The following is a 14,294-nucleotide window of genomic DNA, read 5'->3' on the forward strand; positions in this document are numbered from 1 at the left end:
GCCACATGACGGGTTCCGGCAGCCTCGTAACCCGGTTCCGACCAGTAGTTACTCGACGGCGTGCGCGAGCGCGCCGTCGACGGAACCGACGCGCCGACTGGTCTGGGCGTGGACCGTGAACCGCAGCGACCGGGCCTCGGTCAGGCAGTCGCGCAGCGGCCGAACGAGGTCCCGATGCTCCGGGCTGCGCTCCCACGCCTCAAAGTGCCCCAACGTCACCCACTCGCTGGTGATCAGCCACTGTTCCGGGTCGGTGGCCGAACGGCACACCTGGTCCACCAGGTGGCCGGGCACCCCCTCGGCCACCAGGTAGCGGATCTGCTCGTACGCCCGCAGGAACTCGTCGGTGCGGTCCAGCGGCACCCGGATCAGGAACAGCACCCGCGCCTTCTCTGGTTTGGTCATCCGACCCGCTCCCCTCGTGCCTGGTCCCGGTCCTGGGCCGTTACCTGACGCAGCACCAGCGAACTGTTGAAGCCGTCGAAGCCACGTGCGTTGACCATCGCCACCTCGACCGACCCGGTCCGGGAGTGCCGAACGAAGTCCAGCTCACAGCCGGCGGCCGGCTCGTCCATCCCGGCGGTGGGCGGCAGCAGACCGTACCGCAGCGACAGCAACGCGTTCGCCACATCCAGCGCCGAGCCGCCCTGGTGCGCCCGGCCGACCAGCGGCTTCTGGGTGGTGACCGGGGGTGGCTGCCCGTCGAAGGCCGAGCGCAGGGCCGCCGCCTCCGACCGGTCGTAGCGCGGCACACCCAACGCGTCGGGAAACACCACATCCACCTGCCCCGGTTCCGTCCCGGCGCGCTCCAGGGCCAGCCGCATCGCTCGGGCGTACTGCGTGGTGTCCCCGCCGTGCCGGCCACTGTGTCGCGCATCGTGGGTGGCCCCCCAACCGACCACCTCGCCATAGATGGTGGGCGCGCCCCGGGCCAGGGCGTGGTCGAGGTCCTCGACCACAAAGACCGCGCCGCCCTCCCCCGGCACGTAACCCGCCGCCGCCGTGTCGAACGGCCGGTACGCGCGGGCCGGGTCGGTGGCCACACTCAGCAGCCCGCTGCGCGCCTGACAGGCCAGGGCGTACGGGCTCAACGCGCACTCGGTGCCCCCGGCGAGCGCCACCGGGGTGCCCCGCCGGATGGTGCGTACGGCATGTGCCAGGCTGTCCAGCCCACCGGCCGCCTCGGCGACCAGCACACCGCACGGCCCCTTGAACTGATGGTGGATGGAGACCTGACCGACGCTGGCCGCGTAGAACCAGGCGATCGACTGGTACGCCCCGACCGTGCGCGACGGTCGACTCCAGAGCCGCTGGAGTTCCCGCTGTCCGAACAGGTTCCCGCCGGATGAGCTGGCCAACGCCACCGCGTGGGCGTACGGATCCTCGGCGGTCTCGGGCAGCCGGGCGTCGGCCAGCGCGAGGCTGGTGGCGGCGAAGCCGAGATGGGTCCAGCGGTCGGTCTGCACCACGCGCCGGTTGTCCGCGTACCGGTTCGCGTCGAAGTCGGGCACCTCGCCGGCCAACGTGGTGTCGTAGCGCTCCGGGTCGAACAGGCTGATCCGCCCGATCCGGTTCTCCCCGGCCAGTACGGACTTCCAGTGGGCGTCCGCGCCGATGCCACTGGGCGCCACCACCCCAATTCCGGTGACCACGGCGCGGACGGTCATCGATCCACCTCGGTCAGCCGCTTGAAGATCATCGCGGACTGGAACCCGCCGAACCCGCTGCCCACCGAGAGCGCCACATCCACCGGCACGTCCCGCGCCACGTTCGGCGTGTAGTCCAGGTCGCACTCGGGGTCCCGGGTCGCCCAGTTCGCCGTCGGCGGCACCACCCCGTACTCGATGGCCAGCGCGCAGGCGGCCATCTCGATGGCACCGATCGCCCCCAGCGAATGCCCGATCATCGACTTGATCGAGCTGATCGGCACCTGGTAGGCGGCCTGGCCCAACGCCCGCTTGAACGCGGCGGTCTCGTGCCGGTCGTTCTGCCGGGTGGCCGAGCCGTGTGCGCTGATGTACGACACCTCGGTCGGGTTGATCCGCCCCTGCCGCATGGCGTCCTCGATGGCCAGTGCCATCTCCGCCCCGTCCGGACGCAGCCCGGTCATGTGGTAGCCGTTGGCCCGGTTGGCGTAGCCGACGACCTCGCAGTAGACCCGAGCGCCCCGACGGCGGGCATGGGTCAACTCCTCAAGTACCAGCACCGCCGCCCCTTCAGCGAGGACGAACCCGTGCCGATCCGCGTCGAAGGGCCGGGAGGCGTGGGCGGGATCGTCGTTGTCCGGGGTGGTGGCCTTGATCGCGTCGAACGAGGCGACGGTCACCGGTGAGATCGGCGAGTCCGAGGCCCCCGCAACGATCACGTCCGCCTCACCGTCCTGGATCAGCTGGTGCGCGTAGCCGATCGCGTCGATGCCCGAGGTGCAACCGGTGGAGATCACCTGGGCCGGCCCGTGCAGCCCGTGTCGGCAGGCCACGTCGGCGGCCAGGCTGCTGGGCACCAACGCCTGGTAGAGGTACGGGCCGGTGCAGTCCGGGTCGACCAGCCACTCGGCCCCCGAATCACTGGCCACCACGTACTCCTGTTCCAGAGCCATGGTGCCGCCAACCGCCGTACCGAGAACCACCCCGGTGTGCTGACGGGTCGCCTCGGTCAACTCCAGTCCGCTGTCGGCCAACGCCTCGGTCGAGCCGGCGAGCGCGAACTGCACGTACCGGTCGGCTCGCCGCCGCTCGCGGGGGGTGAGCCCGGCCGCCACCGGGTCGAAGTCGCACTCGGCGGCGACCTGGGACCGGAACGGGGACGGGTCGAAGAAGGTGATCCGGCGGGTGGCGGTCTGTCCCTCGGTGATGGTGGTCCAGAACTGCTTGCGGGTCACCCCGCCGGGGGCCACCACGCCGATGCCGGTCACGACCGTACGCCGGGAGGTCATGACGCGAACTCCGGTCTGCCGTTCTGAAGAGCTGTGTCCTCTTCGCTTCGCGACTGCGGGGCTCGCAAAACCGGCTCACTCCTCGCGCTCGCAGGTCCTTCGGTGTCGACGTGACCCAGTTCCGGTCGGGGGGCCAGCGGACCGAGCTGGAAGACCACCTCGGCCGGTTCGGTGCCCGTGTTGCGCAGCCGGTGTCGGGTGTTGACGGCGACGAACAGCGCCTCCCCCTGGGCCAACGGCACCGGCTCACCGTCCAGATCGACGGTGATGGCGCCACGGGCGACGTAGAGGAACTCCTCGCTGTACGGGTGATAGTGCTCGGCGATGCGTTCACCGGGGGCGAGGGTGGCCACGCCCAGGAAACCCGAGGTGCTGCCGACGGTACGTGGACCGAGCAGGACCCGCAGTTCACCCCCTCGCCGCCGGTCCGGGACGATCTCCCGGGCCGCCACTCGGATCCGCTTCTGCTCAGTCATGGTGGGCTCCCGCAGAGGTGTCGACGGCACGATCCTGGGCGGCGATCTGCTCGATCTTGTCCCGGATGATGTCCAGCTGGATACGACTGTTGGTGTTGATGCGCGCGGTCATCTGCGCGTTGTCGACCGGGGCGGTGGGACGCATGGCGAAGTCCTGGATCCAGATCATGCGGGTGCCGCCGGTGGGAAGTTCCTCGTAACGCCAGTGGATGCGCATGTATTCGAAGGGCCCGGTCTCCACCCGGTGCGCGTGCACCTCGTGCGTGGTCGGGTCCATGGTGCGTTGACTGACCCAGCTCCACGAGATGCCGTTCTCATCCGGGAACATGGTCAGCCGGAACAGCACCGTGTAGCCGCGTTGCTCCAGTAGCTCCACCGACTGGTACTCGGTGAACAGTGCGGTCCAGCGGGTGACGTCGTTGGTGTGTTCCCAGACCAGGGGCAGTGGTGCGGCGATCTCGACGCTGTTCTCGGTATGTCCGGGCGGGTCGGCCTGGACCGCTCCGACCAGCCCCGCCGGCTCCGGGGCGGTCGTGGTCCGGCCGGTCCCCTGGTCGACCACACTGGCCAGTGCGGGGATGCTCAGGTTTCGCGAGTCCTCCGGAATCTGCACCTGGTAGCGGTCGGCGACGACGGCCTGGAGTTCGAGCAGGGCCAGGGAATCCATGCCCAGCTCCTCCAGCGACGCCCCCGGCGAGGCCGCCGCCGCCTCGGCGTTCAGACCACAGTTTCGGACGAGAATCGTGGTGATCTCGTCGGCCGTCGTCAGCCGGTCCTCCTGGTTGATGGTCATCCGGTCCTCCTCTAACGGGCGGGTGGGTCGTTCACCGGACCGTCGGCCGACGGTCCGGGATCACGCAGCAGCCGGTCGACCAGTCCGGTCGAGTACTGCCCCTTGCGGAACCGTGCGTCGTCCAGGACCCGCCGGATGAAGGGGATGGTGGTGCACACCCCTGGTCCGGCGATGTCGAACTCGTCGAGGGCGCGCTCCATCCGGTCGAGCGCCAGTTCTCGCTCCGGTGCCCACACCACGACCTTGGCCAGCAGCGAGTCGTAGTGCGGACCGATCACGTAGCCGGGGAAACCGTGGGTGTCGACCCGGGTGAACGGGCCACCCGGCGGGTGGAACCACTCCAACCGGCCGGGTGTCGGCACGAAGTCCCGCGTCGGGTCCTCGGCGTTGACCCGGCACTCCACGGCGACCCCGCGCAGCCGTACGTCCGCCTGGCGGATGCGCAGCGGCACACCGCTGGCGATGTGCAACTGCTCGTGCACCAGGTCGATACCGGTGATCATCTCGGTCACCGGATGTTCCACCTGGATACGGCAGTTCATCTCCATGAAGTAGAAGTTCTCGGCCTCGTCCACCAGAAACTCGAACGTTCCGGCACCGCTGTAGCCAACCTCCACCGCGCCGCGTACCGCCGCGCCGGCCATCGCGTTCAGGGTGGCGGCCGACAGCCCCGGTGCCGGGCCCTCCTCCACCAGCTTCTGGTGGCGGCGCTGCACCGAACAGTCCCGGGTGCCCAGATGTACGCCGTTGCCGTGCCCGTCACACAGCACCTGCACCTCGACGTGACGGGCCTGGGCGAGGTAGCGCTCGACGTACACCCGGTCGTCACCGAAGACCGCCCGCCCCACGGCCCGGGTCCGGGCGTACGCGCCGGCGAAGTCCGCCCCGGACCGGACAACCGTCATGCCCCGACCGCCGCCCCCGGCCGCCGCCTTGATGATCACCGGGTAGCCGATCTCGTCGGCGACCGTCCGGGCCTCACCGACCGTCGCCAGCGTCTCGATGCTGCCCGGCAGCAACGGCAGCCCGGCGGTACGCATCAGCCGCCGGGCGGTGGCCTTGTCCCCGAGCGCCGTCATCACCTCAGGGCGAGGGCCGATGAAGACCAGCCCGTTGTCGGCACAGATCTCGGCGAAGTCGGCGTCCTCGGAGAGGAAGCCATACCCGGGGTGGACTGCCTGCGCGCCGGTCAACCGAGCCGCCTCGATGATGGCCGCGGCATTCTGGTAGCTGCGCCGGCTGGCCGGCGGACCGATCTGCACCGCCTCGTCGGCGAACCGAACCACGGCGGAGTCGCTGTCTGCGGTGGAGTGCACCGCCACGGTACGGATACCCAGTTCGCGGCAGGCCCGGGCGACCCGGAGCGCGATCTCCCCCCGGTTGGCGATTAATACCTTCTCGAACATCAGCGGCCGTCCTCGGACTCAGGCGGGAACCAGGGCGACCAGCGCCTGTTCGAACTCGACCGGTTCGCCGTCGCGGACCAGCAGCTCGGCGACCTTGCCGGCCTGTTCCGCGGTGATGTGGTTCATCAGCTTCATCGCCTCGACGATTCCGATCACCTGGCCGGCCTCGATCACGTCGCCGACCTCGACGAAGGGGGCTGCACCGGGCTCAGGCGCGCGATAGAAGGTGCCGACGATCGGCGAGACGACCATCACCCGCCCTTCGGTATCGGCCTTGACCTCCGGTACGACCAGCGGAGCCGGCGCGGCGGCGTCGGATTCGACCGGCATCGGCCAGGCCGCGTGCCACTCGATCTCCACCGCCGCGTCACCACTGCGCATGCTGAGCCGGCGCAACGGTCCAGCCACCTCGGTCACCAACTGGCGAGCCTGCTGGCGCAACTGCGCCAGCACCTCGCCGCCGGCTGGTTCGCCGCTCATCGGAACCCCACCCCGCTCGGCATCGGTGGCCCCGCCGCCTGCGGAGCAAACGGCGATGGCACCGGCGACTGAACGGGCACCGCCACAGTGGGTGGGGTGTGCGGGGCGGGCACAGTCACCGGAGGCGGGGCGGGGCGGGCCGAGGCACCGTATCGCCGGAAGCGCTGCCGACGCTGCTGGACCAGTGTCTTGGCGGGCACTGCCAGCAGCGGCGCTAGGGCCTCCCCAAGTGCCTGGCGCAGCAACTCGGCCGCGCCGAGCGGATCGCGGTGCGCCCCGTCGGTCGGCTCCGGGACCACCGCGTCGGTGATGCCGAGCCGCAACAGCTCGGGGGCGGTGATCCGCAGCGCTCGGGCCGCCCGGGGCGTGGCGGTCGGATCGTTCCACAGGATGGCGGCGCAGCCCTCCGGACTGATCACCGAATAGACGGCGTTCTGCAACATCAGCACCCGGTCGGCGACGGCCAGCGCAAGAGCACCGCCACTGCCGCCTTCTCCGGTGATCACCGCGACGACCGGGGTCGCCAATCCGGTCATGCTCAGGATGCTGTCGGCGATCGCAGCGGCTTGGCCGTGCTCCTCCGCCTCGATCCCCGGGTACGCCCCCGGCGTGTCGATCAGCGTCACCACCGGCAGCCCCAACCGGACGGCCAGTCGCATGACCCGTTGCGCCTTGCGGTAACCGGCCGGGCTGGGCATCCCGAAGTTGCGGGCCAGCAGTTCCCGGGTGTGGTGCCCCTTCTGGTGGCCGATTACGGCCAGGTGCTGGTCCCCGAGCCGGGCAAGGCCGGCGACAATCGCCGGGCAGTCGGCCCCGAGCCGGTCGCCGTGCAGTTCGACGAAGCTGTCGAAGGTGGTGGCCAGATAGTCGAGCGTGGTCGGTCGACCGGTGTCCCGGGCCGCCTGGACGCCCTGCCACGCGTCCCGTTCGGAGATCCGCCCGGGGTCGGTGACCAGCACGGATTCCACCCCCAGCCGATCGGCGCCCCCGGCACCTCGCTCGGCGTACCCGGCGGCGAGCAGCGACATGAGCCGACTACGTAAGGCACGCCGCTCGACCACCATGTCCACCTGCCCGTGCCGCAACAGGAACTCGGCGGTCTGGAACCCCTCGGGCAGCGGCTGGCGGATGGTCTGACGGATCACCCGAGGGCCGGCGAACCCCATCCGGGCCCCGGTCTCCGCCACCACCACGTCGGTGTTGGTGGCGAACGACGCGGCCACTCCACCGAAGGTCGGGTCGGTGATGACGCTGACGGTAAGCACGCCTGCCTCGCGCAGGGCGGCGACGGCCTGACTCACGGCCGCCATCTGCATCAGGGCCAGGGCACCCTCCTGCATTCGTGCCCCACCGGAGGCGGTGACCAGCAGCAGTGGGCGGCGGGTCGCCAGCGCCCGTTCGGCGGCGCAGATGATCAACTCGCCGACGGCCGAGCCCAGGCTGCCGCCAAGAAACCGGAAGTCCATCACCGCGAGGACGATCGGGTGGCCACCGATGCCGGCCTCTCCGCAGAGCACCGCCTCGGTCAGCCCGGTGTCGGCTCGGGCCGCGGCCAGCCGCTGCGGATACGGCATCGAATCGACGAAGCCGACCGGGTCGACTTGCGCCGCCTCGTTGGGCAGCGGCCGGAAGGTGTCCGGATCGACCAGTTGCCGGATCCGTTCCCCGGCGTCCAACCGTCGGTGGTCGCCGCACTCGGGACAGACGTCGAGGTTGCGCCGGAGCCGTTTGCGGTAGAGCAGCGTCGCACAACCGGCGCAGCGCAGCCAGGGTTGCGGGTCCACGACCGTACTGGTGGTCATCGTCTGCCCCCGGTGGTCACGACCGGTGCGTCCCAGTGGTAGAAGCACTGGGCCACCGCGTCCTGCGGCGAGCGCCAGGTCGGCAGGTACGGCGAGATGTAGGGCAACAGCCGTTCGCTGACCCGGACAAACTCGGGGTGCGCGCGTGCCACCGCCAGGGCGGGGCCGCTCGGCTGCGCGGTCTCCACCAGATGGACGTACAGGTCGTCCAGCCGGTACAAGGACCGATGCCGTACGCCGACGATGCCCGGTAGCTCCGTCTCATCCGATTCGGCAAAGATCTGTGCCACCTGCTGCTCAGCGCCGGGAGCGACCTTGGCGACGATCAGTGAGCGATGCATCCGTGACCTCCCAACGGCCGGTACGCACACCGGCTCCGGTCGACGCGCGGCACCTGGGTAATTCCCAGGCCGATACCACCATCGACCCACCCAGACGGGTAGTGGCCACGATGCGCGGGGCACCGTCATCCGGTTGTCACGGGCCGGCCACCGCCACCGTCACCGTGGTGACGCTGACGTGACGCCGGTGGTGACGGCCCCTGCCGAGGCTGACGACAACCCCGGCCAAATTGAATACGCAGAGTAAGAAAATTCGCCGCCCACTGCACCGCCCCCGCGCGCCCGAAGCTCGCTTGACAGCGCATCAACCCCACCCTGACCAGCATGTCCATCGTGTTCACGACTCGCCGGCGGGCGATCGAGAAGCGCTCCGCGACAGCGACAGAGATTGACTTAGCGTAACGGAATTTGCTACTCTTCGTTTGCTCTCGCGATGGCGGGCGTCCCCCTGAGGACAGCCTCCCGGGCGTACTTCCGGGACAGAGTTCGGGACAAGGTTCCGGTGCAGGGGGTTCAGCCGTGACCTCTGAGGGCAGCAGTACGCCGGCTCCCGCCCCACGCCGACCGACCGGCGGCGGCACCGCCCGAGCCCGACCCACCCAGCTCTTCCTCCTCGACGGCTTTCGGCTGCTGACCGGGGGGAAGCCAACGTCGGTACCGCGGGGCCTACAACGGACCATCGCGCTGATCGGGCTGCGCCCGAACGCCACCCGTACCCATCTGGCCGGGCTGCTCTGGCCGGATGCCTCCGAGGATCGGGCGTTGTCCTGTCTGCGTACCGCCCTGTGGCGGCTGCGGCGGCACGCGTACTGCCCGATGCTGGTCACCGGCGACACGGTCCGCCTCGACCCGAGTGTCGAGGTGGACGTCGACGAGCTGGTGCGTACCGCCGCCTGGGTGCGCGACGGTGGGGATCCACGCCGGGCCGGCACGGTGCTCACCGCCGGCCGGCACGACCTGTTACCCGGCTGGTACGACGACTGGGTGCTGCTGGAACGGGAGCGACTACGCCAGTTGCGACTGCACACCCTGGAGGAGGTGGCCCGCGCCTACCTGCGGGCCGGTCAGCACGGTGAGGCGTTGCAGGCCGCGATCGAGGCGATGCGGGCCGAACCGTTGCGGGAGACACCGCACCGACTGATCGTCGAGGTGCACCTGGCCGAGGGCAATGCCTACGAGGCACTGCACGCCTTCTACGTCTACCGCGACCTGATCCTGCGCGACCTTCAGCTCGAACCGTCGACCGCGATGTGCGCCCTACTCGACCACATCCTCGCCCCGCTCGGGCGGCGGCCTCCCCGCCCGCGCTGACCGCAGGCTTTCGCCCGGCCCGGCCGGCATCGGATCAGGCTGGCATCAAATCAGGCCGACATCGGATCAGGCCGGCGATTCGTCGGCTCGCTGATGCCGGGTCAGCACGATCCCGCCCAGGGTCGAGGCCGCCAGCAGTCCGGCACCTACCGCACCGAACGGTGAGCGGGTGTCGATGACCGCACCTCCGTCGCCGGCCGTGGGTGCGCCCAGCGGCTGAACCGGGTTACCGACGATGTACGGCCGCATCATCTCGTTGTCCTCGTGCTCCAGCAGGTGACAGTGCCAGACGAACCGGCCGGCCTGGTCGAACCGAACCTTCACCCGGGTACGGTCGCCGGGGAAGGTCATCACCACGTCCTTGTAACCGGTCTCCCAGCTCTCCGGGGGCTGCCGACCGTCCTGTCCCCGCCCGATGACCTGGAACTGGATGTGGTGGATGTGGACTGGATGGGCGTACGGCGTGAAGTTGCGGAACTCCCAGATCTCGGTCGCGCCCACGGTGGGCGTCTCGGTGACCGGTTCCCCCCAGTGGCGCAACACCCGCCGACCATCGGAGTCCACCTGACCGAGCAGGTGTCCGACTGGTCCGGCTCCCCGCACCTCGGAACGCACCACGTTGATCGACAGTCGTCGGATCTTCTGCGCCGGACCGAGTGGCGTGAAGGTCGGCAGCTGGAGACGGTCTGGCGGGACACTGGTGTCGGCGTCGACGCGGGCACCGACCACGAATTTCATCACCTGGCCGGTGGTGTGCCGGTCCGCCGGTTCGAAGTCCTGCCCCGGCCTGCCGCCCTGGTAGTGCCCGTCTGGTCCCTCGTTGAACAGGTACAACTCGGTGCCTTCCGGCACGCCGGTGAAGTCGACGATGACATCGGCCCGTTCGCCGTTGCCGACCGGGAGCACCTCGTGCGCGACCGGTTCGGGCAGGAAGCCGCCGTCCCCACCGATCTGCCACAGGGGCAGCGCGGTGGAGGCTCGGCGGGCGGCCGGATTCGCCGTGATCCGCAACTGGAGGAACCGGGTGTTGCAGCCGTTGAGGATGCGTAGCCGGTATCGCCGGGGCTCCACGTCGAGCTTCGGCCAGGTGCGTCCGTTGACCAGCATGGTGTTGCCCAGGAACGCCTCGGTCCAGATCGGAGGTATGTCGCTGTCCGGAATGTAGGGTCCGGTGAATCCGGGGATGTCGGGATGGTCCGGGTAGTACAGGGCACCGTGGCGATGGAACGTACGATCCTGGATGATCAGCGGAATCTCGTGGCACCGACTTATCGGGTCCGGCGCGGGTGCCGGCAGGACCCCGGCTGGCAGGTCGGACGGACCGCCCCGGATCAGGTAGAGCCCGACCGGCCCGGCGTAGACGTTCAGCCGGGTCAGACCGAGGGCGTGGTCGTGGTACCACAGCGCCGTCGCCTGCTGTTCGTTCTCGTACTGGAAGGTCGCCGACCCCGGCTGCCACTTCACCTTGTACCGATCCTCGAACCGGGTCTGGAACTCGTCGTAGTACGACCCGACGGTGGCATACCCACGGGGAATGTTGCGCGCCGTCGGCAGGTACCACGCCTCCGGGTATCCGTCCCCGTCCTCCAGGACCCGCGCCCCGTGTACGTGGGAGACCACCGGCACCGGACCGGTGTATCCCTCTGGCGTCGAGGTGAACCGTACGTGCTGGTCCCGCCCGACGAGGCCACCGCCCGGATTGGCCCAGTGCAGGGTGGGATCGACCGGCAACAGGTGTGGCAGGAACCGTCCCTTCGCGTCGACCAGCTCGTTCACCCAGGTAATCCGTACCGGGCGGTTCGCTCGGGCTTCGATGGTGCAGGCCGGGAAGCCGAAACTGCGCGGGTGCGCCGACGATCCGTACCCCCAGACGGTGGTGGTCGGATAGCCGGGCGGCAACACCTGCTGCCGGAACTGCCGAACACCGATGCGGTACTCGTCGATCGGTTGGCGCGAGTCGATCAATTTACCCGAGCCGGCCGGCCTACCCGGGGACGCGTCGAGCCGGGGCATCACCCCGGGGACCACCAGGTTGGTGACGTACTTGGGAATGGTGGTGGGGTCGAGCGTGGGGGTCACCCGTCGCCCCGCTGCGGCAGCCGGTCGGCTACCCGGCGGCAGCAGCAGGGCGGCCCCGCCAGCAGCGCCTGCCAGAAGCAATTGCCTGCGCGCGATCATCTCGTCCCACCTTCTGCCGCCGACGCGACGCGATTGGCGTGGGAGCGGACCCGCCGCCCCTTATCACCCGAGTTGGGCCGTTTTTCGCATCGACCCTAACCGAGGAAAACTCGCAGGTGGTCGCGTTACGCAACTAATTGCCCCGATAGTCGGAGTCCAGCCGGCACCGGGGCAAACAGCAGCAACCAGGCAAGCGGCGGGGCAGCAGTCCCCTGCCGGAGCGGACGATCCGACTACTGCATGATGTGGAGGTGACCGCTACCGGATCTTCGCTGGCACCTGCGGCCCGGCCACCCGGAGTCGTCCTGGAGGCGGTGCTGGAACGGATCACCTACGCCAACGAGGAGACCGGTTACACCATCGCGCGGGTAGCCACCGAGCGCAGCGGCCCGGACCTGCTCACCGTCGTCGGCTCGCTGCTCGGCGTCCAGCCCGGCGAGAGCGTACGACTGGTCGGCCGCTGGGGCTCGCACCCGAAGTACGGCCGGCAGTTCGAGGTGTACTCATACACGACGGTGCTGCCGGCGACCATCCAGGGCATCGAGCGCTACCTCGGCTCCGGACTGATCAAGGGCATCGGGCCGAAGATGGCCGCCCGGATCGTGGAGCACTTCGGCGCGGAAACCCTGCGGGTGATCGAGGAAGAGGCGGGCCGCCTGGTCGAGGTGCCCGGACTCGGCCCGAAACGCACGAAGCTGATCGCCGTGGCCTGGGAGGAGCAGAAGGCGATCAAGGAGGTGATGGTCTTCCTCCAGGGGGTCGGGGTCTCCACCTCGCTGGCCGTCCGGATCTACAAAAAGTACGGCGACAGCTCCATCTCGATCGTCCGGAATCAGCCGTACCGGCTGGCGTCGGACGTGTGGGGCATCGGCTTCAAGACCGCCGACACCATCGCTCAGGCCGTCGGCATTCCGCACGACAGTCCGCAACGGGTGCAGGCCGGCATCCAGTTCACCCTCTCCGAGGCGGCCGACAACGGGCACTGCTATCTGCCCGAGCCGAACCTCGTCGCCGACGCCGCCGAGATCCTCAAGGTACCGAAGGAACTGGTCCAGACCTGCCTGGCCGACCTCGTCGCCGAGGAGGGGGTGATCCGCGAGGAGGTGCCCAACGCCAGCACCGAGGGGGGCGTCATCCCGGCGGTCTACCTCGTCCCGTTCCACCGGGCCGAGAGCGCGCTCGCCGGAAGTCTGCTCCGGCTGCTGCGCTCCAGCCACGACCGGATGACCGCCTTCGCCGACGTGGACTGGACCAAGGCCCTGGCCTGGCTGCGTACCCGGACCGGCGCGGACCTCGCCGACGAGCAGGAGCAGGCGGTACGGCTGGCGCTCACCGCGAAGGTCGCGGTGCTCACCGGCGGACCGGGCTGTGGCAAGTCGTTCACCGTCAAGTCGATCATCACGTTGGCAGCGGCGAAGCAGGCGAAGATCGTGCTGGCCGCCCCCACCGGCCGGGCCGCCAAGCGGATGACCGAACTGACCGGGCATCCGGCCGCCACCGTGCACCGACTGCTGAAACTGCGGCCCGGCGGCGACCCCAGCCACGACCGGGACAACCCGATCGACGCCGACCTGATCGTGGTCGACGAGGCCTCCATGCTCGACCTGATCCTGGCCAACAAACTGATCAAGGCCGTCGCCCCCGGCGCGCACCTGCTGCTGGTCGGCGACGTGGACCAGTTGCCGTCGGTGGGCGCGGGCGAGGTGCTGCGCGACGTACTCGCCGCCGAAACCATCCCCCGGGTACGACTGACGAAGATCTTCCGGCAGGCGCAGGAGTCCGGGGTGGTGGTCAACGCCCACCGGATCAACGCCGGTCAGGCCCCCGCGATCGGCAGCTATCCCGACTTCTTCCTCTTCCCCGTCGACGATCCGGAGGCCACCAGCGAGTTGGTCGTGGACATCGTCGCCCGCCGGGTGCCCCGCAAGTTCAAGCTACATTCGCGCGACATCCAGGTGCTCACTCCCATGCACCGGGGACCGGCCGGCGCCGGCAACCTGAACATCACCCTGCAACAGGCGCTCGCCCCGCATCGGGAGGGCATGCCGGAACGCCGGCACGGTGCCCGGGTCTTCCGGGTCGGCGACAAGGTCATCCAGATCCGCAACAACTACGACAAGGGCGTCGCCGGGGTCTTCAATGGCACCGTCGGGGTGGTTACCGCACTCTCCACCGACGACCGGCAGCTCACCGTTCGCACCGACGAGGACGAGGACATCACGTACGAATTCGACGAGTTGGACGAACTGCAACACGCGTACGCCATCACCGTGCACCGGTCGCAGGGCAGCGAGTATCCGGCCGTGGTCGTGCCGGTAACGATGAGCTCCTACACGTTGCTACAACGCAACCTGCTCTACACCGCCGTCACCCGGGCGAAGAAACTCGTCGTACTGGTCGGCTCCCGCAAGGCGATCGCCATCGCCGTCCGTACCGCTGGCACCGGACGGCGACACACCGCCCTCACCCACCGGTTGACGCCGTCCTGAGCCGCGCACCGGCGGAGCTTCCGTTCCTTCCACCAACGTATCGCCGCCACCATGGCCAAGAACCAAACGGCTTCAGGCATCCC

Annotated in this window: 11 protein-coding genes and 1 pseudogene; 2 read left to right on the top strand and 10 right to left on the bottom strand. The window is 69.5% G+C overall.

The window, feature by feature from the left end; translation table 11 throughout:
- Positions 1-48 precede the first annotated feature (48 nt).
- The 9 genes and pseudogenes from ACWDV4_RS13910 to ACWDV4_RS13950 form a co-directional block, all read right to left on the bottom strand.
- Positions 49-405 (bottom strand): antibiotic biosynthesis monooxygenase family protein, encoded by a 357-nt coding sequence (locus ACWDV4_RS13910; RefSeq protein WP_449978098.1) that lies wholly within the window; start codon positions 403-405, stop codon positions 49-51.
- Positions 402-1,667, bottom strand: a complete 1,266-nt coding sequence (locus ACWDV4_RS13915) for a beta-ketoacyl synthase N-terminal-like domain-containing protein (protein ID WP_449978100.1) — start codon at positions 1,665-1,667, stop codon at positions 402-404. The genes ACWDV4_RS13910 and ACWDV4_RS13915 overlap by 4 nt, the downstream gene beginning before the upstream one ends.
- Positions 1,664-2,935, bottom strand: coding sequence for a beta-ketoacyl-[acyl-carrier-protein] synthase family protein (locus tag ACWDV4_RS13920; protein ID WP_449978102.1), 1,272 nt, complete (start codon positions 2,933-2,935; stop codon positions 1,664-1,666). The genes ACWDV4_RS13915 and ACWDV4_RS13920 overlap by 4 nt, the downstream gene beginning before the upstream one ends.
- Positions 2,932-3,411, bottom strand: coding sequence for a cupin domain-containing protein (locus tag ACWDV4_RS13925; RefSeq protein ID WP_449978103.1), 480 nt, complete (start codon positions 3,409-3,411; stop codon positions 2,932-2,934). Before ACWDV4_RS13925 ends, ACWDV4_RS13920 begins: the two co-directional genes overlap by 4 nt.
- Positions 3,404-4,204 carry an SRPBCC family protein gene (locus ACWDV4_RS13930; RefSeq protein ID WP_449978105.1) on the bottom strand — a complete coding sequence of 267 codons (801 nt, stop codon included), beginning with the start codon at positions 4,202-4,204 and terminating at the stop codon, positions 3,404-3,406. The genes ACWDV4_RS13925 and ACWDV4_RS13930 overlap by 8 nt, the downstream gene beginning before the upstream one ends.
- A gap of 11 nt (positions 4,205-4,215) precedes the next feature.
- Positions 4,216-5,610: an acetyl-CoA carboxylase biotin carboxylase subunit gene (gene accC / locus ACWDV4_RS13935; RefSeq protein WP_449978107.1), complete on the bottom strand. Its 1,395-nt coding sequence runs from the start codon at positions 5,608-5,610 to the stop codon at positions 4,216-4,218.
- An 18-nt stretch (positions 5,611-5,628) separates the two neighbouring features.
- A complete protein-coding gene (accB, locus tag ACWDV4_RS13940; protein ID WP_449978109.1) occupies positions 5,629-6,090 on the bottom strand; it encodes an acetyl-CoA carboxylase biotin carboxyl carrier protein in 462 nt (153 codons plus the stop codon).
- A gap of 140 nt (positions 6,091-6,230) precedes the next feature.
- A pseudogene (locus ACWDV4_RS13945) lies at positions 6,231-7,892 on the bottom strand (acetyl-CoA carboxylase carboxyltransferase subunit alpha); the annotation flags it as partial.
- Entirely contained in the window at positions 7,889-8,233 is a 345-nt protein-coding gene (locus ACWDV4_RS13950; RefSeq protein WP_449978112.1) for a TcmI family type II polyketide cyclase, read from the bottom strand. The gene ACWDV4_RS13950 and the pseudogene ACWDV4_RS13945, both read right to left, overlap by 4 nt.
- Positions 8,234-8,752: 519 nt before the next feature.
- On the opposite strand from ACWDV4_RS13950, the gene ACWDV4_RS13955 reads away from it, so the two are divergent.
- Positions 8,753-9,544, top strand: coding sequence for an AfsR/SARP family transcriptional regulator (locus tag ACWDV4_RS13955; RefSeq protein WP_449978113.1), 792 nt, complete (start codon positions 8,753-8,755; stop codon positions 9,542-9,544).
- A 66-nt stretch (positions 9,545-9,610) separates the two neighbouring features.
- Here the strand turns inward: ACWDV4_RS13955 and ACWDV4_RS13960 are convergent, their stop codons facing one another.
- Positions 9,611-11,722, bottom strand: coding sequence for a multicopper oxidase family protein (locus ACWDV4_RS13960; protein ID WP_449978115.1), 2,112 nt, complete (start codon positions 11,720-11,722; stop codon positions 9,611-9,613).
- 272 nt (positions 11,723-11,994) lie between these two features.
- On the opposite strand from ACWDV4_RS13960, the gene recD2 reads away from it, so the two are divergent.
- Complete coding sequence (gene recD2, locus ACWDV4_RS13965; protein ID WP_449978229.1) at positions 11,995-14,211, top strand: SF1B family DNA helicase RecD2; 2,217 nt, start codon at positions 11,995-11,997, stop codon at positions 14,209-14,211.
- Positions 14,212-14,294: the final 83 nt, after the last annotated feature.

The sequence above is a fragment of the Micromonospora sp. NPDC003197 genome (genome assembly GCF_053590565.1).